This is a genomic window from Pseudomonas sp. Mn2068 (assembly GCF_049319725.1).
Lineage (GTDB): Bacteria > Pseudomonadota > Gammaproteobacteria > Pseudomonadales > Pseudomonadaceae > Aquipseudomonas > Aquipseudomonas gingeri.
Genome location: NZ_JBMOUG010000007.1, coordinates 210,414 through 229,111, shown reverse-complemented (window position 1 = coordinate 229,111; position 18,698 = coordinate 210,414). Strand labels below are relative to the sequence as shown.

Annotated in this window: 13 protein-coding genes; 7 read left to right on the top strand and 6 right to left on the bottom strand. The window is 60.4% G+C overall.

The window, feature by feature from the left end:
- The first annotated feature begins 10 nt into the window (after positions 1 to 10).
- From gloB to ACL9RJ_RS17920, 7 genes are all read left to right on the top strand, one after another.
- Entirely contained in the window at positions 11 to 790 is a 780-nt protein-coding gene (gene gloB, locus ACL9RJ_RS17950; protein WP_017129541.1) for a hydroxyacylglutathione hydrolase, read from the top strand.
- Positions 791 to 889: 99 nt separating this feature from the next.
- Positions 890 to 2,296, top strand: a complete 1,407-nt coding sequence (locus ACL9RJ_RS17945; RefSeq protein ID WP_042937130.1) for a transglycosylase SLT domain-containing protein — start codon at positions 890 to 892, stop codon at positions 2,294 to 2,296.
- Between the two features lie 141 nt (positions 2,297 to 2,437).
- Positions 2,438 to 4,267 carry an extracellular solute-binding protein gene (locus tag ACL9RJ_RS17940; RefSeq protein ID WP_017129543.1) on the top strand — a complete coding sequence of 610 codons (1,830 nt, stop codon included), beginning with the start codon at positions 2,438 to 2,440 and terminating at the stop codon, positions 4,265 to 4,267.
- On the top strand, positions 4,264 to 6,108 hold the full coding sequence (locus tag ACL9RJ_RS17935; RefSeq protein ID WP_017129544.1) for an extracellular solute-binding protein: 1,845 nt from the start codon (positions 4,264 to 4,266) through the stop codon (positions 6,106 to 6,108). Before ACL9RJ_RS17940 ends, ACL9RJ_RS17935 begins: the two co-directional genes overlap by 4 nt.
- 1 nt (position 6,109) lies before the next feature.
- Complete coding sequence (locus ACL9RJ_RS17930; protein ID WP_017129545.1) at positions 6,110 to 7,183, top strand: microcin C ABC transporter permease YejB; 1,074 nt, start codon at positions 6,110 to 6,112, stop codon at positions 7,181 to 7,183.
- 1 nt (position 7,184) lies between these two features.
- The gene (locus ACL9RJ_RS17925) at positions 7,185 to 8,204 is read left to right on the top strand and encodes an ABC transporter permease (protein ID WP_017129546.1); all 1,020 of its coding nucleotides are present in this window, start codon (positions 7,185 to 7,187) and stop codon (positions 8,202 to 8,204) included.
- A 1-nt stretch (position 8,205) separates the two neighbouring features.
- Entirely contained in the window at positions 8,206 to 9,819 is a 1,614-nt protein-coding gene (locus ACL9RJ_RS17920) for an ABC transporter ATP-binding protein (RefSeq protein ID WP_017129547.1), read from the top strand.
- An 84-nt stretch (positions 9,820 to 9,903) separates the two neighbouring features.
- On the opposite strand, the gene ACL9RJ_RS17915 is transcribed toward ACL9RJ_RS17920, so the two are convergent.
- From ACL9RJ_RS17915 to tig, 6 genes are all read right to left on the bottom strand, one after another.
- Positions 9,904 to 11,763 carry a SurA N-terminal domain-containing protein gene (locus ACL9RJ_RS17915; RefSeq protein ID WP_177107602.1) on the bottom strand — a complete coding sequence of 620 codons (1,860 nt, stop codon included), beginning with the start codon at positions 11,761 to 11,763 and terminating at the stop codon, positions 9,904 to 9,906.
- 243 nt (positions 11,764 to 12,006) lie between these two features.
- Complete coding sequence (locus ACL9RJ_RS17910) at positions 12,007 to 12,279, bottom strand: HU family DNA-binding protein (RefSeq protein ID WP_002552737.1); 273 nt, start codon at positions 12,277 to 12,279, stop codon at positions 12,007 to 12,009.
- 147 nt (positions 12,280 to 12,426) lie between these two features.
- Positions 12,427 to 14,823: an endopeptidase La gene (gene lon, locus ACL9RJ_RS17905; RefSeq protein ID WP_017129549.1), complete on the bottom strand. Its 2,397-nt coding sequence runs from the start codon at positions 14,821 to 14,823 to the stop codon at positions 12,427 to 12,429.
- Positions 14,824 to 14,993: 170 nt separating this feature from the next.
- Positions 14,994 to 16,277, bottom strand: coding sequence for an ATP-dependent Clp protease ATP-binding subunit ClpX (gene clpX / locus ACL9RJ_RS17900; RefSeq protein WP_008048848.1), 1,284 nt, complete (start codon positions 16,275 to 16,277; stop codon positions 14,994 to 14,996).
- Positions 16,278 to 16,389: 112 nt separating this feature from the next.
- Positions 16,390 to 17,025, bottom strand: a complete 636-nt coding sequence (gene clpP, locus ACL9RJ_RS17895; RefSeq protein ID WP_017129550.1) for an ATP-dependent Clp endopeptidase proteolytic subunit ClpP — start codon at positions 17,023 to 17,025, stop codon at positions 16,390 to 16,392.
- A gap of 93 nt (positions 17,026 to 17,118) precedes the next feature.
- Positions 17,119 to 18,429, bottom strand: coding sequence for a trigger factor (gene tig, locus ACL9RJ_RS17890; protein ID WP_103032735.1), 1,311 nt, complete (start codon positions 18,427 to 18,429; stop codon positions 17,119 to 17,121).
- Positions 18,430 to 18,698: the final 269 nt, after the last annotated feature.

Here is an 18,698-nt window from a genome sequence, read left to right as displayed (position 1 = left end):
GACTTCCAACATGATACAGATCGATGCACTGCCCGCCTTCACCGACAACTATATCTGGCTGCTGCAGGACAACGCCCGGCATCGCTGCGCGGTGGTCGATCCGGGCGACGCCGCGCCGGTGCTGGCCTGGCTGGAACAGCACCCGGGCTGGCAGCTGGAAGATATCCTCGTCACCCATCACCATCACGATCACGTCGGCGGTGTCGAACGCCTGAAGCAGGCGACCGGTGCCCGCGTACTCGGTCCCGCCGCCGAGAACATCCCGGCCCGTGACCTCGCGTTGCACGACAACGACCGGGTCAAGGTACTCGGCCTGGACTTCCAGGTGTTCGCCGTCCCCGGTCATACCCTCGGACATATCGCCTTCTATCATGAGACTGTCGGCACGCCGCTGTTGTTCTGCGGCGATACCCTGTTCGCCGCCGGCTGCGGTCGCCTGTTCGAGGGTACACCCGGACAGATGCATGCCTCCCTGAGCCGACTGGCGGCCCTGCCGGCCAGTACCGCCGTCTACTGCACCCACGAATACACCCTGAGCAACCTGCGCTTTGCCCAGGCCGTCGAGCCGCACAACCCGGACATCGCCGCGCGGGTGGCACAAGTCAGCCAGTGGCGCGCCGATGGTCGGATCAGCCTGCCCTCGAACATTGCCCTGGAACGGCTGACCAATCCGTTCCTGCGGGTCGGGGAAACATCTGTTAAAGAAAAAGCAGACGAACGGAATGGCCTCGATAATCAGTCGCCGAGCGAGGTGTTTGCTGCCCTGCGAGGCTGGAAAGATAAGTTCTAATCCGTGGGGCGGTTGGCACAAAAATTCTGAATGGTTGACCGCACCCTGAGCGCTTTCTAGAATCCCCCGACATTTTTGCCCGGAACTACCTTCCAGCCAATGTCGTCACCTAACCGAAAACCCATCAACAAAGACGCATTGACGCGATTGGCTCAAGCTATCGCCGTGGCTGTGTCCGCCACCCTGGCGGGCTGCCAAAGCTTTCATCATCCGGCGGATAACAGCACCGAACCGGCCCCGAACCTCAGCACCCGGATCAAGCAGAAACCGATCTGGCTCGGCGAAAAAGCCAACCCGACTCCGCCCCAGGATGTCTGGGAGCGCATGCGCCAGGGCTTCAAGCTGCAGGATGGCCTGGGGGTGAACCCGCGTATCGAGCAGCAGCGCCTGTGGTTCGCCAGCAACCCGTCGTTCCTGGAGAATGCCAGCGAGCGCGGCACCCTCTACATCCACTACATCGTCGAGCGCCTCGAAGAACGCAACATGCCGCTGGAACTGGCGCTGCTGCCGGTTATCGAAAGCGCCTACAACCCGATGGCCTATTCACGCGCCGATGCGGTCGGCCTGTGGCAGTTCATCCCGTCCACCGGGCGTTATTTCAACCTGCGCCAGGACCGCTTCTACGACGGTCGCCGCGACATCACCGCCTCGACCATCGCGGCGATGAACTACCTGACCCGCCTGCACGACATGTTCAACGGCGACTGGCTGCTGGCCCTGGCGGCCTACAATGCCGGGGAAGGCACGGTCAGCCGGGCCATCGAGCGCAACGAAAAACTCGGCCTGCCCACCGACTACTGGAACCTGCCGCTGCCCCAGGAAACCCGTGACTACGTGCCCAAGCTGCTGGCCCTGTCCCAGGTGGTCATGGCCCCCGAAGCCTATGGCGTGAACCTCAACCCGATCGCCAACGAACCGTATTTCGCCACCGTCGAAGTCAATCAGCCGATGGACCTTTCCCGCGTCGCGGCCCTGGCCGAGATCGACGAAGACGAGATGATCCAGCTGAATCCGGCCTACAAGCAGAAGGCGACCCTCGACGGTCCGCAACACCTGCTGGTGCCGAGTTCCAAGGCCCAATTGCTGACCGCCAGCCTGTCGAACCTCAAGCCCGAGGAACTGATCAGCCTGCGGCCGAAGAAACCGGTATTCGAAAACGTCGCCAGCAATGCTCCGGTCCGCCTGAACCGCCGCTACAAGGTCAAGAACGGCGACAACCTGACGTCGATCGCCAAGGCCAACAAGGTGGACGTCAAGGACCTGCAGCACTGGAACAAGCTGTCCGGTCAGAAGCTGAAGGTCGGCCAGACCCTGGTGATGCAGGATAATGTCCGGGCTCCGGCAAGCAAGACAGCCACGACGACCTACAAAGTGCAGAAAGGCGATTCGCTGTACATTGTTGCCAAGCGTTTCAATCTCGAGGTGCAACACCTCAAGCGCCTCAACCCGCGCACCGGCCAGGCCCTGAAACCAGGTCAGATCCTGACGGTGTCCAAACCGCGCTGATAACCCGCCGTCTCGAAAACACCACGTTACCTGATGCAGGAGTCGGGCGTGCCCCCTTGCGGCACGCCTTTTTCCTGTCGATACAAGCTGTTAAGGTACGATCCATATAGCCCAAGCCGCCTGGATCGGATCTCTGACTTGATGCGTCCCCTCCTCCTGATCTTCATCAGCCTGGCCTTGAGCTCTCCCGCAAGCGCGACGATCAGCGAAAGCCACGGTTATGCGCAGTTCGGCACGCTCAAGTACCCCGCCAGGTTCACCCATTTCGATTGGGTCAATCCCGATGCGCCCAAGGGTGGCACCTTGCGGGTCATGGCCTTCGGTACCTTCGACACGCTCAACCCCTACACCTTCAAGGGCACCAGTCCGGTCTCGACCGCGAACTTCCTGCAGTATGGCGTCAACGAGCTGAACGAAACCCTGATGGTCGGAACCGGCCAGTATGCCCCCTCGGGCGACGAGCCGACCTCCAGCTACGGCTTGATCGCACAATCGGTGGAGTACAGCGAAGATCGCAGCTGGGTGGTGTTCAACCTGCGTCCCGAAGCGCGCTTTCACGACGGCACGCCGATCACCGCCTATGACGTCGCCTTTTCCTACCGCCTGCTGCTCAAGGAGGGTCACCCCCAGTACCGCACCAGCCTGCAGGAGGTTTCCCGGGTGGATGTGCTCGGGCCGCAGCGGATCCGCTTTGTCTTCAAGCGTTCGGGCAACCCGCTGCTGATCCTGCGCCTGGGCGAACTGCCGGTGCTGCCACAGCACTACTGGCAGGGTCGCGACTTCAAGGCGACGACCTTCGAGCCACCGCTGGGCAGCGGCCCCTACCGTATCACCCGGGTCCAGCCCGGACGGCAGCTGGTGTTCGAGCGGGTGAAGAACTGGTGGGGCGAGAACCTGCCGGTCAATCGCGGCAAGTACAACTTCGACCGCGTCGAAGTCGAGTTCTATCGTGACAGCGACGTCGCCTTCGAAGCCTTCAAGGCCGGCGAGTTCGATATCTACATCGAGCACCAGGCGAAGAACTGGAACACGGGCTACAACTTTCCCGCGGTCGCCCGCGGCGAGGTGATCAAGGCCCGGATTGCCCACCAGATCCCGACCCAGACCCAGGGCCTGTTCATGAACAGCCGCCGCAGCACCTTTGCCGCCGACAAGGTGCGCGAAGCCATGGGCCTGATGTTCGACTTCGAGTGGACCAACCGCACCCTGTTCAGCGGCGCCTACCAGCGCGCCATGAGCTACTACCCCAACAGCGAGTTTTCCGCCACCGGCCTGCCGGTCGGGCAGGAATGGCTGTTGCTCTCGCCGTACCGCGATCAACTGCCCGCCGGTCTGTTCAGCCAGCCATTCAGCCTGCCCCGGACCGACGGTCGCGGCATCCCCCGCGAGACCATGCGCCAGGCCCTGGCCCTGCTGAAGGAGGCCGGCTGGAAGCTCGACGGCCAGCGCCTGCTGAACAGCGCCGGGCAGCCGCTGCGCTTCGAGATCCTGCTGGTCAACCCGAACCTGGAGCGGATTCTCCAGCCCTATGTCGAAAACCTCGCCAGCATCGGTGTAGACGCCCACCTGAGAACAGTGGATCGTGCCCAGTACAAACAGCGTCTCGATCAGTTCGACTTCGACATGATCCTGATGACCCTCGACCAGACCCTCAGCCCGGGCCTTGAACAATGGCAGTACTTCCACTCCAGCCAGGCCGCCATCAAGGGCAGCAAGAATTACGCAGGCGTCGCCAACCCGGTGGTCGACCGCCTGCTCGAAGCCCTGCTGGCGGCCCGCTCGCGGGACGAACAGCTGGCCGCGGGGCGCGCCCTTGACCGGGTACTGCTGTGGCAGCACTACATGATTCCCAACTGGTACCTCAACTATCATCGCCTGGCCTACCGCAATCGGTTCGCCTTCGTCACCACGCCGCCGTACACCCTGGGCCTGAGCGCCTGGTGGATGAAAGCTTCGGAGAAAGCCCAATGATGCCTTTGCGTGCCCTGCTGCTGTCCGCCAGCGGCCTGTTGCTGACCGGGATGGTCGGCTTCGCCAGCGCCGCCCCGCAACACGCCCTGACGCTCTATGACGAGCCGCCGAAATACCCCGCCAACTTCAAGCATGTCGATTTCGTCAATCCGGATGCGCCCAAGGGCGGCACCTTCCGCCAGTCGGCCTCCGGTGGATTCGACAGCCTCAACCCCTTTATCAGCAAGGGCGTGCCGGCCGACGATATCGGCCTGATCTACGACACCCTGGCCCGCCAGGGCATGGACGAGCCCTTCACCGAATACGGGCTGGTCGCCGAAAAGATCGAAAAAGCCCCGGACAACAGCTGGGTGCGCTTCTACCTGCGCCCCGAGGCCCGCTTCCATGACGGCCATCCCATGCGCGCCGACGACGTGGTGTTCAGTTTCCAGACCCTGATCAAGGATGGCGCCCCGCTCTACCGCGCCTACTACGCGGATGTCGACGAAGCGATCGCGGAAGACCCGCTGCGGGTGCTGTTCAAGTTCAAGCACACCAACAACCGCGAACTGCCGCTGATCCTTGGCCAGTTGCCGGTACTGCCCAAGCACTGGTGGGCCACCCGCGACTTCACCAAGGGCAATCTGGAATTCCCCCTCGGCAGCGGTCCGTACAAGGTCGCCGAGGTCAAGGCCGGGCGCTCGGTACGGTACGAACGGGTGAAGGACTACTGGGCCAAGGACCTGCCGATCAATCGAGGGTTCTACAACTTCGACGTGATGACCACCGATTACTACCGCGACAACAGCGTCGCCCTCGAAGCCCTGAAGGCCGGGCAGTTCGACTACTGGCTGGAGATGAGTGCGAAGAACTGGGCCAATGCCTATAACACCCCTGCCGTGGCCCAGGGACGGCTGATCAAGGAGCAGATCCCCAACGGCAACCCGACAGGCATGCAGGGTTTTGTCTACAACCTGCGCAAACCGATGTTCCAGGATATCCGCGTACGTCATGCCCTGAGCCTGCTGTTCGACTTCGAGTGGAGCAACAAGCAGCTGTTCAATGGCGCCTATACCCGCACCCGCAGTTATTTCGAGAACTCGGAAATGGCGGCCACCGGTCTGCCGGACAAGGCCCAACTGGCGATTCTCGAGCCCCTGCGCGGCAAGATCCCCGAGCAGGTGTTCGACGAGGCTTTCCAACCGCCGCTGTGTGACGGCAGCGGGATGATCCGCAACCAGCAACGTCGCGCCTACCAACTGCTGCTGGAGGCCGGCTGGCATATCGTCGACGACAAGATGGTCGACACCAGCGGCAAGCCGGTGAGCATCGAGTTCCTGCTGGCCCAGACCGAGTTCGAGCGGGTCCTGTTGCCGTTCAAGCGCAACCTCGCCGACCTGGGCATCGACCTGGTGATTCGCCGGGTCGACGTGTCCCAGTACATCAACCGCCTGCGTTCGCGGGATTTCGACATGGTGGTCGGCAGCTTCCCGCAATCCAGCTCGCCGGGTAACGAACAGCGCGAGTTCTGGATGTCCGCCAGCGCCGACAAGCCCGGCAGCCGCAACACCATGGGCCTCAAGGACCCGGCGGTGGATACCCTGGTGGAACAACTGATCAACGCCGACTCCCGGCAGAGCCTGGTGGACCACGCCAGGGCACTGGACCGCGTGCTGCAATGGGGTTACTACGTGATCCCGAACTGGCACATCAAGACCTGGCGCGTGGCCTACTGGGATCATATCGGCCACCCGAAAGTCTCGCCGACCTACGATGTCGGTACGTCCACCTGGTGGATCAAGCCGGACGCCAAGCCGGCGGTATCGCTGGAAAAAACCAACAGCACAAGCGCGGAGCAATAAGATGCTGGCCTATATTTTTCGGCGACTGTTGCTGATCATCCCGACTCTGTTCGGCATCCTGCTGATCAACTTCGTGATCATCCAGGCGGCCCCCGGTGGTCCGGTGGAACAGATGATCGCCAAGCTCGAAGGCTTCGAGGGCGCCACCAGCCGGATCGCCGGCGGCGGCTCGGAGGTCTCGGTGGCCGGTTCCAGCTATCGCGGTGCCCAGGGCCTGGATCCGGCGCTGGTGAAGGAAATCGAGCACATGTACGGCTTCGACAAGTCGGCGCCGGAACGCTTGTGGATCATGGTCAAGAACTACGCGACCCTGGACTTCGGCGACAGTTTCTTTCGCGACGCCAAAGTCATCGACCTGATCCGGGAAAAGATGCCGGTGTCGATCTCCCTGGGGTTGTGGAGCACCCTGATCATGTACCTGGTCTCGATCCCGCTGGGGATCGCCAAGGCCACCCGCCACGGCAGTCATTTCGATGTCTGGACCAGTTCGGCGATCATCGTCGGTTATGCCATCCCGGCGTTCCTGTTCGCCATCCTGCTGATCGTGGTGTTTGCCGGCGGCAGTTACCTGGACTGGTTTCCCCTGCGCGGGCTGACCTCGAACAACTTCGATCAACTGAGCATGGGCGGCAAGATCCTCGACTACTTCTGGCACCTGGCACTGCCTGTCACCGCGCTGGTGATCGGCAACTTCGCGACCATGACCCTGCTGACCAAGAACAGCTTCCTCGACGAGATCAACAAGCAGTACGTGGTCACCGCCAAGGCCAAGGGCCTGACGCAACGCCGGGTGCTCTACGGCCACGTGTTCCGCAACGCGATGCTGCTGGTGATCGCCGGTTTCCCCTCGGCCTTCATCGGCATCTTCTTCACCGGCTCGTTGCTGGTGGAGGTGATCTTTTCCCTCGACGGCCTCGGCCTGATGAGCTTCGAGGCGGCGATCAACCGCGATTACCCGGTGGTCTTCGGCACCCTGTTCATCTTCACCCTGCTGGGCCTGGTAGTGAAACTGATCGGCGACCTGACCTACACCCTGGTCGACCCACGCATCGACTTCGAACACCGGGAGCATTGAGATGAAGTTATCCCCCCTCAATCGCCGACGCTTCGAGCGTTTCAAGGCCAACAAGCGCGGCTGGTGGTCCTTGTGGCTCTTCCTGATCCTGTTCGGCGTGAGCCTCGGTGCCGAGTTGATCGCCAACGACAAGCCGCTGGTGGTGCACTACGACGGCGCCTGGTATTTCCCGGCCCTCAAGCGCTACCCGGAAACCACCTTCGGTGGCGAATTCCCGCTGGAGGCCAACTACAAGAGCCCGTATATCCGCGAACTGATGAAGGCCAAGGATGCCTGGGTGGTCTGGGCACCGATCCCGTTCAGCTACCAGAGCATCAACTACGACCTGAAGGTGCCGGCACCCGCCCCGCCCTCGGCGGACAACCTGCTGGGGACCGACGACCAGGGCCGCGACGTGCTGGCCCGGGTGATCTACGGCTTCCGCATCTCGGTCCTGTTCGCCCTGACACTGACGATCCTCAGTTCGATCATCGGGGTGATCGCCGGCGCCCTGCAGGGTTTCTATGGCGGTTGGGTCGACCTCGCCGGCCAGCGCTTCCTGGAGATCTGGTCCGGCCTGCCGGTGCTCTACCTGCTGATCATCCTCGCCAGCTTCGTCCAGCCGAACTTCTGGTGGCTGCTGGGGATCATGCTGCTGTTTTCATGGATGAGCCTGGTGGACGTGGTCCGCGCTGAGTTCCTTCGGGGCCGCAACCTGGAATATGTGCGCGCGGCCCGGGCCCTGGGCATGCAGAACATCGCGATCATGTTCCGGCATATCCTGCCCAACGCCATGGTCTCGACCATGACCTTCATGCCGTTCATCCTCACCGGCGCCATTGGCACCCTGACCGCCCTGGACTTCCTCGGCTTCGGCCTGCCGCCGGGAGCCCCGTCGCTTGGCGAACTGGTGGCCCAGGGCAAGTCCAACCTGCAGGCGCCATGGCTGGGCATCAGTGCCTTTGCCGTCCTGGCGATCATGCTGAGCCTGCTGGTATTTATCGGCGAGTCCGCTCGCGATGCCTTCGACCCGAGGAAATAACATGAATCAGGACAATCTGATCGAAGTGCGCGACCTCGCGGTGGAATTTGTCGTCGGCGAACACCGCCAGCGCGTGGTCGAAGGCGTCAGCTTCGATATCCGCCGCGGCGAGACCCTGGCCCTGGTCGGCGAGAGCGGTTCGGGCAAATCGGTCACCGCCCACTCGATCCTGCGCCTGCTGCCCTATCCGCTGGCGCACCATCCGAGCGGGACCATCCAGTATTCGGGACAGAATCTGCTGGCCCTCAAGGAGAAAACCCTGCGGCATATTCGCGGCAACCGCATCGCGATGATCTTCCAGGAACCGATGACTTCGTTGAACCCGCTGCACTCCATCGAGAAGCAGATCAATGAAGTGCTCGGCATCCACAAGGGATTGACCGGCAAGGTGGCCACACGACGCACCCTGGAGCTGTTGGAGCTGGTAGGCATACCCGAGCCGCACAAACGCCTCAAGGCGCTGCCACACGAGCTCTCCGGCGGTCAGCGCCAGCGCGTGATGATCGCCATGGCGCTGGCCAATGAACCGGAACTGCTGATCGCCGACGAACCGACCACGGCGCTGGACGTCACCGTGCAACTGAAGATCCTCGATTTGCTCAAGGAACTGCAGGCGCGACTGGGCATGGCACTGCTGCTGATCAGCCACGACCTCAACCTGGTGCGGCGGATCGCCCATCGGGTCTGTGTGATGCAGAACGGGCGTATCGTCGAACAGGCGGGCTGCGAGGAACTGTTCTGCAAGCCGCAACATCCCTACACCTGCGAATTGCTGAGCGCCGAGCCACGCGGCGAACCGGCGGCGAACGAGGCCGGCGCGCCCTTGCTGGAAGTCGAGGACCTGAAGGTCTGGTTCCCGATCAAGAAAGGCCTGCTGCGCAGCACCGTGGACCATGTCAAGGCGGTGGACGGCATCAACTTCAGCCTGCCCCAGGGCCAGACCCTCGGCATCGTCGGGGAAAGCGGCTCGGGCAAGTCGACCCTGGGCCTGGCGATTCTGCGGCTGATCGGCAGCAAAGGCGATATCCGCTTCGAAGGCCAGTCGTTGAGCTGCCTGTCCCAGCAGCAGGTGCGACCTCTGCGGCGGGAAATGCAGGTGGTGTTCCAGGACCCGTTCGGCAGCCTCAGCCCGCGCATGTGTGTCAGCGAGATCGTTGGCGAAGGCCTGCGTATCCATAAGATCGGCACACCGGCCGAGCAGGAACAGGCGATCATTGCCGCGCTGAAGGAAGTCGGCCTCGACCCGCAGACCCGGCACCGATATCCCCACGAGTTCTCCGGCGGACAACGGCAACGGATCGCCATCGCCCGGGCCCTGGTGCTCAAGCCGGCGCTGATCCTCCTGGATGAACCGACCTCGGCCCTCGACCGCACCGTACAGCGCCAGGTGGTCGAACTGCTGCGCTCGCTGCAGGTCAAGTACAACCTGACCTACCTGTTTATCAGCCACGACCTGGCGGTGGTCAAGGCGCTGAGCCATCAGTTGATGGTGGTCAAGCATGGCCAGGTGGTCGAACAAGGGGCGGCGCAGGAGATCTTTGCCGCGCCGCAGCATCCCTATACGAAAAAGCTGCTGGAGGCGGCGTTCCTCGTCCCCGAGCCGGTCACCCCCTGATCGCTCCGTACCCTGGAGCACGAAAACAGGAAGGCCGCTCGATTGAGCGGCCTTCTTGTTTGTGGCTGAACGGTATCAATGGCTTCAGAAGCGCTTGATGTCCGCCTGGCCTTCGAGTTGCTTGCGATACGCGGCGAAGTCCTGCTGACCGATACGCGAAGCGAGGAAGCGACGGTACGAGGCTTTCTCCTGATCGGTCGGCGCAGCACCTTCGTTCACGCCGTTCAGGCGCACGATCACCAGGCTGCCATCAGCCAGGGTCACGGTGTTGAAGGTCGGCTTGTCCTTGGCTTCAGGCTTCGGCATGCGGAACAGCGCCTGCAGCACGGCCGGATCGACACCCTCCTGACCACGGGTCGCCGCTTCCTGGACCTTCCAGGACAGCCCGGCCGGCAGGGCCTTGCCATCACGCAGGCTGGCAATCAGCTCGTCAGCCTTGACCTTGGCAGCCGCGGTGGCGTGCTCCTTGGTCAGTTGCTTGCGGATGCTCGCATCAACGCTTTCCAGCGGCAGTTGCTCAGGCTTGCGGTGCTCTTTGGCACGCAGGACGACGACCGTGTCCGGATCCAGGTCGATGGCGGTGCTGTTGGCACCCTCGTCGAGAACTTCCGGGCTGAACGCGGCAGTCACCACGGCACGATTGGCCGCCAGGCCTTCGCCGCCTTCACGACCGAACGGAGCGGAGGTCTGTACCTTCAGGTTCAGGTCCTGGGCCGGCTGGGCCAGATCGGAGGCTTCGAACGAAGAGTCTTCCAGTTGCTTGGTCGCCTCGACGAAACGCTGCTCGACCTGCTGGGCCTTCAGCTCGCGGGTCAACTTGTCCTTCAGGCTGGCGAAGGTCGGCACTTCAGGCGCCTCGACACCCAGCAGCTTGATCAGGTGATAACCGAACTCGCTGCGCACCGGAGTCGAAACCTGGTCCTTGTTCAACGCATACAGCGCTTTCTCGAAGGCTGGGTCGTAGACACCAGGACCGGCGAAACCGAGGTCACCGCCATTGCTGGCCGAACCCGGGTCCTGGGAGAACTCCTTCGCCAGGGCGGCAAAATTCTCACCCTTGGCCAGACGCTGCTGGATCTCTTCGATCTTGGCCTTGGCCTGGGCGTCGGTGACCTTGTCGTTCACTTCGATCAGGATATGCGCCGCCCGACGTTGCTCGGACAGGTTGGCCGTCTCTTTCTGATACAAGGCTTGCAGGTCTTCGTCCTTGACGCTGACCTGATCGAAGAAGGAAGACTTCTTCAGTTCCAGGTAATCCACCACCACCTGATCCGGGGTCATGAATTCCTTGGCGTGCTTATCGTAGTAAGCCTTGACCTCGTCATCGGTCAGTTTCACGGCGGACGGGTCGGACTTGATGCTCAAGGAAGAGAAGTCACGGGTCTGCTTCTCCAGGCGGGCAAAGGCCAGGACCTGGGCATCGGTCACGAAACCACTGCCGGCCAGACCGGCGCGCACCTGGCCGATCAGCATTTCCTGGGCCAGCATCTGGCGGAACTGCATACGGCTGTAGCCCAACTGGCGAATCACCTGATCGAAACGATCGGCACTGAACTTGCCGTCCACCTGGAATTCAGGCGTCAGCAGAATGACCTGGTCCAGCGCGGCTTCGGAGAAAGCGAATTTCGATTTCTCGGCGCCTTGCAGCAACAGCTTGCGATCGATCAGCCCCTTGAGGGCGGATTCGCGCAGCATCTTTTCATCCAGCAGCGACGCGTCGAAATCCTTGCCCAGCTGTTGCATCAGCTGGCGGCGTTGCATGTCGACCGCCTGGCTCAGCTCGTTCTGGGTGATTTCCTCACCATTGACCTTGGCCGCGTCCTGACTGGTGGAGGTAGCCCGGAAAATGGCATCGAAACCGGTCAGCGCCATCAATGCGACGATGACCCCGATAATGGTCTTGGCAATCCAGCCTTGTGAATTGTCCCTGATATTTTGCAGCATGCGTCCCCCAGAAACGGTTGAACTTCAAAATAGGCAACCGTGGAGCGTGGGTAGAATCCGGATAGAAGAAAGGCGCATCCGAGGATGCGCCTTCTCGTAACTGGCGGAGCGGACGAAGATCGAACCTGCGACCCTCGGCATGACAGGACGGCGCTACCCTGAAAGGTCTGCCCGACCGCTTTACCGCTCCGCTGCCAAGTCAGGAGTGAACCCGACCCGGATAGGCAAAGGCTTGAAAGAAACTTAGTTGACCGCTTCTTTCAGTGCTTTACCGGCTTTGAAACCTGGTTTTTTAGCTGCAGCGATTTCCAGCGTCTTACCGGTCTGTGGGTTACGACCAATGCGAGCAGGACGATCGGTAACAGAGAAAGTACCGAAACCAACCAGTACAACGGAGTCGCCAGCCTTCAGAGCGCCAGTGACGGATTCGATTACTGCGTCCAGCGCACGGCCAGCAGCGGCTTTCGGGATATCAGCAGATGCAGCGATAGCATCAATCAGTTCCGACTTGTTCACTCTAAGTCCCCTTATATCTATTGAGTATGTTTCTAAGTTTTTTGGTGAAAGCTAAAACAGGTGCTGAATGGCCTAGACACTTAAGAGCCGCTTTATAACAAGGGCTCTAAAAAGCTGTCAAGGAAGCCCACCCAGGCAAGATCTCTACTAATGGGTACTGATTCTTTCCTTGGAATCCGAATCGCGTTTCTCATCCTTCGCGACGATCTCCGGAACCACATCTGGCAAGGGCTCCGGCGCGTATTGCAGCGCAATTTGCAGGACCTCGTCAATCCATTTAACTGGTTTAATCTGAAGATCCTGCTTGATATTGTCAGGAATTTCCTTCAGATCGCGCACATTCTCTTCCGGAATGATCACAATCTTGATCCCGCCACGGTGAGCCGCGAGCAGTTTTTCCTTCAAGCCACCAATCGCAAGCACCTGACCCCGCAGGGTGATTTCGCCGGTCATGGCAACATCCGCACGCACAGGGATCCCCGTCAAGGCTGACACCAGGGCCGTACACATTCCCACGCCCGCGCTAGGACCGTCTTTCGGCGTGGCCCCTTCCGGCATATGGATATGGGTGTCGCGCTTCTCATGGAAGTCCAGCGGGATGCCCAGGCTCTTGGCCCGGCTGCGCACCACGGTGAGGGCCGCGGTGATCGACTCGACCATGACATCGCCCAGGGAACCGGTCTTGATCAACTGGCCCTTGCCCGGCACCACGGCCGCCTCGATGGTCAGCAGTTCGCCGCCCACCTGGGTCCAGGCCAGGCCGGTCACCTGACCGATCTGATCCTGCTGTTCGGCCAGGCCGTAGCGGAATTTGCGCACGCCCAGGAAGTGCTCCAGCAGGTCGGAAGTCACCGTCACCGCGAAGCGTTTTTCCAGCGCATGCTCCTTCACCGCCTTGCGGCAGACCTTGGCAATCTGCCGCTCCAGCCCACGTACACCGGCTTCGCGGGTGTAGTAACGGATGATGTCGCGGATCGCCTCGACCTCGAATTCCAGCTCGCCCTTCTTCAGGCCGTTGGCCTGAATCTGCTTGGGCGACAGGTACTTGGTGGCGATATTGATCTTCTCGTCCTCGGTGTAGCCCGGCAGGCGGATCACTTCCATCCGGTCCAGCAGCGCCGGCGGAATATTCATCGAGTTGGAGGTGCAGAGGAACATCACGTCGGACAGGTCGTAGTCGACTTCCAGGTAATGATCGTTGAAATTGTGGTTCTGCTCGGGGTCCAGGACCTCCAGCAGGGCCGAGGCCGGATCGCCACGCATGTCGCTGCCCATCTTGTCGATTTCATCGAGCAGGAACAACGGGTTGCGCACACCCACCTTTGTCATCTTTTGTATCAATCTTCCTGGCATCGAACCGATATAAGTCCGGCGATGACCACGGATTTCCGCCTCGTCACGCACGCCACCGAGGGCCATGCGTACGAATTTACGGTTGGTTGCGTGGGCAATCGACTCCGCCAGGGAGGTTTTACCGACCCCGGGAGGACCGACCAGGCACAACACCGGGCCACGAATCTTCTTCACGCGCTTCTGCACGGCGAGGTATTCGAGAATCCGTTCCTTGACCTCATCCAGGCCATAATGGTCGGCATCGAGGATGTCCTCGGCCCGTTTGAGGTCCAGGCGCACCTTGCTCTGGGTCTTCCAGGGCACCTGCACCAGCCAGTCGAGGTAGGAACGCACAACGGTGGCTTCGGCCGACATCGGCGACATCTGCTTGAGCTTGTTCAGCTCGGCCTGGGCCTTGGTCAGGGCGTCTTTCGGCAGGCCGGCGGCATCGATACGCTTTTTCAGCTCTTCGATTTCATTGTGGCCCTCGTCGCCATCGCCCAGCTCTTTCTGAATGGCCTTCATCTGCTCATTCAGGTAGTACTCGCGCTGGCTGCGCTCCATTTGCTTCTTGACGCGGCCACGGATGCGTTTTTCCACCTGCAGCAGGTCGATTTCAGCGTCCAGCAGTGCCAGGACGTGTTCGACACGGGCCGGCAGCTCGACGATTTCAAGAATTTCCTGTTTCTGCTCGATCTTCAGCGCCATGTGGGCGGCCATGGTATCGACCAGGCGGCTTGGCTCATCGATGCTGTTCAACGAGGACAGGACCTCGGCCGGCACCTTCTTGCCCAGTTGCACGTACTGCTCGAACTGCGACAACAGGCTGCGCACGAAGACTTCGGACTCGCGGTCCGGGGCTTCGGTCTCTTCGATCAGCGCCACTTCCGCACGGCAATGGCCATCGACTTCGCTGAAACGCTCGACGGTGCCGCGCTGCTCGCCTTCCACCAGGACCTTGACGGTACCGTCCGGCAGCTTGAGCAATTGCAGGACAGTGGCCACGGTACCGACTCGATACAGTGCATCTTCGCCCGGGTCATCATCGGCAGGATTACGTTGGGCCAGCAGCAGGATCTGCTTGTCGCCCGTCATCGCGGCCTCGAGGGCTTCGATAGACTTCTCGCGCCCCACGAACAGCGGGATAACCATGTGCGGATACACCACGACATCACGCAATGGCAGGAGAGGCAATTCGATGGTTGTCTTCATGATTTCGCCTCTACGGCGGCCATAAGGCCGTAAACAGATGGAAGTAAGCTTGAAACCAAGATGGGGGCTGCCTCGGAAAAAAACAAGCACCCTGTCAGGAAAAGCAAAAGGGCCTGGAAAAGCAAAGGGGGCCCGAAGGCCCCCTTTTTCCGGGTCACACGCTCGGACGCTTACGCGTCAGGTGCGGCCTTGGCCGTCGGCTCGCTGTTTTCATAGATATACAGCGGCTTGGACTTGCCTTCTATGACGCTTTCGTCGATCACCACTTTACTCACCTCGGACTGCGAGGGGATTTCGTACATGGTGTCGAGCAAGACGCCTTCGAGGATCGAACGCAGGCCACGGGCACCGGTCTTGCGCTCCAGGGCACGCTTGGCCACGGATTTCAGCGCATCGGTACGGAACTCGAGGTCAACGCCTTCCATTTCGAACAACTTGGCGTACTGCTTGGTCAACGCGTTCTTCGGCTCGGTGAGGATCTGCATCAATGCAGCTTCATCCAGCTCGTCCAGCGTCGCCAGGACCGGCAGGCGACCGACGAATTCCGGAATCAGACCGAACTTGACCAGATCGTCAGGTTCGACCTCACGCAGGGATTCACCGACCTTCTTGCCTTCTTCCTTGCTGCGAACTTCGGCGTTGAAGCCGATGCCGCCCTTGGTCGAACGGTTCTGGATGACCTTTTCCAGGCCGGAGAACGCACCACCACAGATAAACAGGATGTTACGGGTGTCGACCTGCAGGAACTCCTGCTGAGGGTGCTTGCGACCGCCTTGTGGCGGAACGGAAGCGACCGTGCCCTCGATCAACTTCAGCAAGGCCTGCTGCACGCCTTCGCCGGAAACATCCCGGGTAATCGAAGGGTTGTCGGACTTGCGGGAAATCTTGTCGATTTCGTCGATGTAGACAATGCCCATCTGGGCCTTTTCCACGTCGTAATCGCACTTCTGCAGCAGTTTCTGAATGATGTTTTCCACGTCCTCGCCCACGTAACCCGCCTCGGTAAGGGTGGTTGCATCGGCGATGGTGAACGGCACATTCAGCAGACGCGCCAGGGTTTCAGCCAGCAGGGTCTTACCCGAGCCGGTCGGACCGATCAGCAGGATGTTGCTCTTGCCGAGCTCGACGTCGTCATTTTTCTTGTCACGCTGGTTCAGACGCTTGTAGTGGTTGTAGACCGCTACCGCGAGAACCTTTTTCGCACGCTCCTGACCAATCACATACTGATCAAGGATGCCGCTGATTTCTTTAGGCGAAGGCAATTTATGCGCGCTGCTTTCGGCCTGTGCTTCCTGCACCTCCTCACGGATGATGTCGTTGCACAAGTCGACGCACTCGTCGCAGATAAAGACCGAGGGGCCGGCAATCAATTTGCGTACTTCATGCTGGCTTTTGCCACAGAAGGAGCAATAGAGCAGCTTGCCGTTGTCCTCGCCGTTGCGGGTGTCAGTCATTCGTTCGATCCAAATCCGATAGGCTTGCAACACAAGATGAAGGCTATTGCGGGCTTTTTCAAGCCCGCCGGTGATCGGACCTGCCGACCACCCCTATTTTGAGCTGCTTATTTTAAGCGGGGCGCTGGGTGATCACTTCATCGATCAGGCCATATGCCTTCGCAGCTTCTGCACTCATGAAGTTGTCGCGGTTGGTATCGCGCTCGATTTCTTCAAGAGTACGTCCGCTGTGCTTGGCCATCAGCGTGTTGAGGCGTTCGCGAATGAAGAGGATTTCCTTGGCGTGGATTTCGATATCCGACGCCTGGCCCTGGAAACCGCCCAGTGGCTGGTGAATCATCACGCGCGAGTTCGGCAGGCAGAAACGCTTGCCTTCGGCACCGGCGGTCAACAGGAACGCGCCCATGCTGCATGCCTGACCGATACAGGTGGTCGACACGTTTGGCTTGATGAACTGCATGGTGTCGTAGATCGACATGCCAGCCGTCACCGAACCGCCCGGGGAGTTGATGTACAGATGGATGTCCTTGTCCGGATTTTCCGCTTCAAGGAACAGCAATTGCGCACAGATCAGGTTGGCCATGTAGTCCTCTACCGGGCCCACCAGGAAAATCACCCGCTCCTTGAGAAGACGCGAGTAGATGTCATAGGCGCGCTCGCCACGAGCGGACTGCTCGACAACCATCGGGACCAGGCCGCCTGCGGCCTGGATATCAGAGTTCTGCTGAATATAGGAATTACGGAACATGCTCTGCAGTCACTCCCAAATAGTCATGTCTCGAATACGCATAAGCCAGCACGAGGCTGGCTTATGGTGTGTATTTTCCAACGAGTCAGAAAATCAGTCGGCTTGTGGAGCTTCCACCGGCTTGACTGCTTCTTCGTAGGAGACCGATTTATCGGTCACATTCGCCTTCTGCAGAACAGTATCCACAACTTGTTCTTCCAGCACAACCGAACGAACTTCGTTCAGCTGCTGGTCGTTCTTGTAGTACCAGGACACAACCTGCTCGGGTTCCTGGTAGGCCGAAGCCATTTCCTGGATCAGTTCGCGAACGCGGGTTTCGTCTGGCTTGAGGTCGAATTGCTTGACCACTTCAGCCACGATCAGACCCAGCACGACACGGCGCTTGGCTTGTTCTTCGAACAGCTCGGCCGGCAGTTGGTCAGGCTTGATGTTGCCGCCGAACTGCTGAACAGCCTGCACGCGCAGACGGTTGACTTCGTTGTCCAGCAGCGCCTTGGGCACTTCGATCGGGTTGGCGGCCAGCAGACCGTCCATTACCTGGTTCTTGACCTTGGACTTGATCGCCTGACGCAGCTCGCGCTCCATGTTCTTGCGAACTTCGGCGCGGAAGCCTTCCAGACCGCTTTCCTTGATACCGAACTGGGCGAAGAACGCCTCGTTCAGCTCAGGCAGGGTCGGTGCGGAAACGCTGTTCACGGTCACGGTGAACTCGGCGGTTTTGCCCGCCAGGTCCAGGTTCTGGTAGTCAGCCGGGAAAGTCAGGTTCAGAACGCGTTCTTCACCCGCCTTGGCACCGACCAGACCATCTTCGAAGCCCGGGATCATGCGGTTGGAACCCAGCACCAGCTGGGTGCCCTTGGCGGAACCGCCAGCGAACGCTTCGCCGTCGACCTTGCCAACGAAATCGATGTTCAGCTGGTCTTCGTTCTGGGCGGCACGCTCGGCCACTTCGAAACGGGTGTTCTGCTTGCGCAGGATTTCCAGCATGTTGTCCAGGTCGGCATCAGCCACTTCAGCGCTCAGGCGCTCGACGGCGATGGACTCGAAACCGGCAACGGTAAATTCAGGGAACACTTCGAAAGTCGCGACGTATTCCAGATCCTTGCCTTTTTCCAGCACTTTCGGCTCTACCGAAGGCTGGCCAGCAGGGTTCAGCTTCTGCTCGACCACGGCTTCATAGAAGGAAGCCTGGATCACGTCGCCTACCGCTTCTTGACGTGCATCAGCTTCATAACGCTGACGGATCACGCTCATTGGCACCTTGCCAGGACGGAAGCCTGCAATCTTGGCCTTTTGGGCAGTCTGCTGCAGACGCTTGTTGACCTGGGTCTCGATGCGCTCAGCTGGCACGGTGATGCTCATGCGGCGCTCAAGAGCCGATGTATTTTCAACAGAAACTTGCATGGATATTCCTCGTTGCACAGACGTTAGCCGGCCGTTTCCGACCTCAGAAGCAAGGGCATGCATTCTAGTGGGTCATACTCAAGAAGTCACCCTACTGAAAACGGGTAAAAAACAGCAGGCAATTATTCGCCGGAACAGGCTGTTGGCAGCCTGTCCGACAACACGCATTCACTCGCGTCGCAGAGCCTCGGCCGGCCCCTCTATATATAGAAGGATCGTTCGACCGACGCCCCGACGATCGGTCCGCCAAACAGACCGAAGGTTGAACC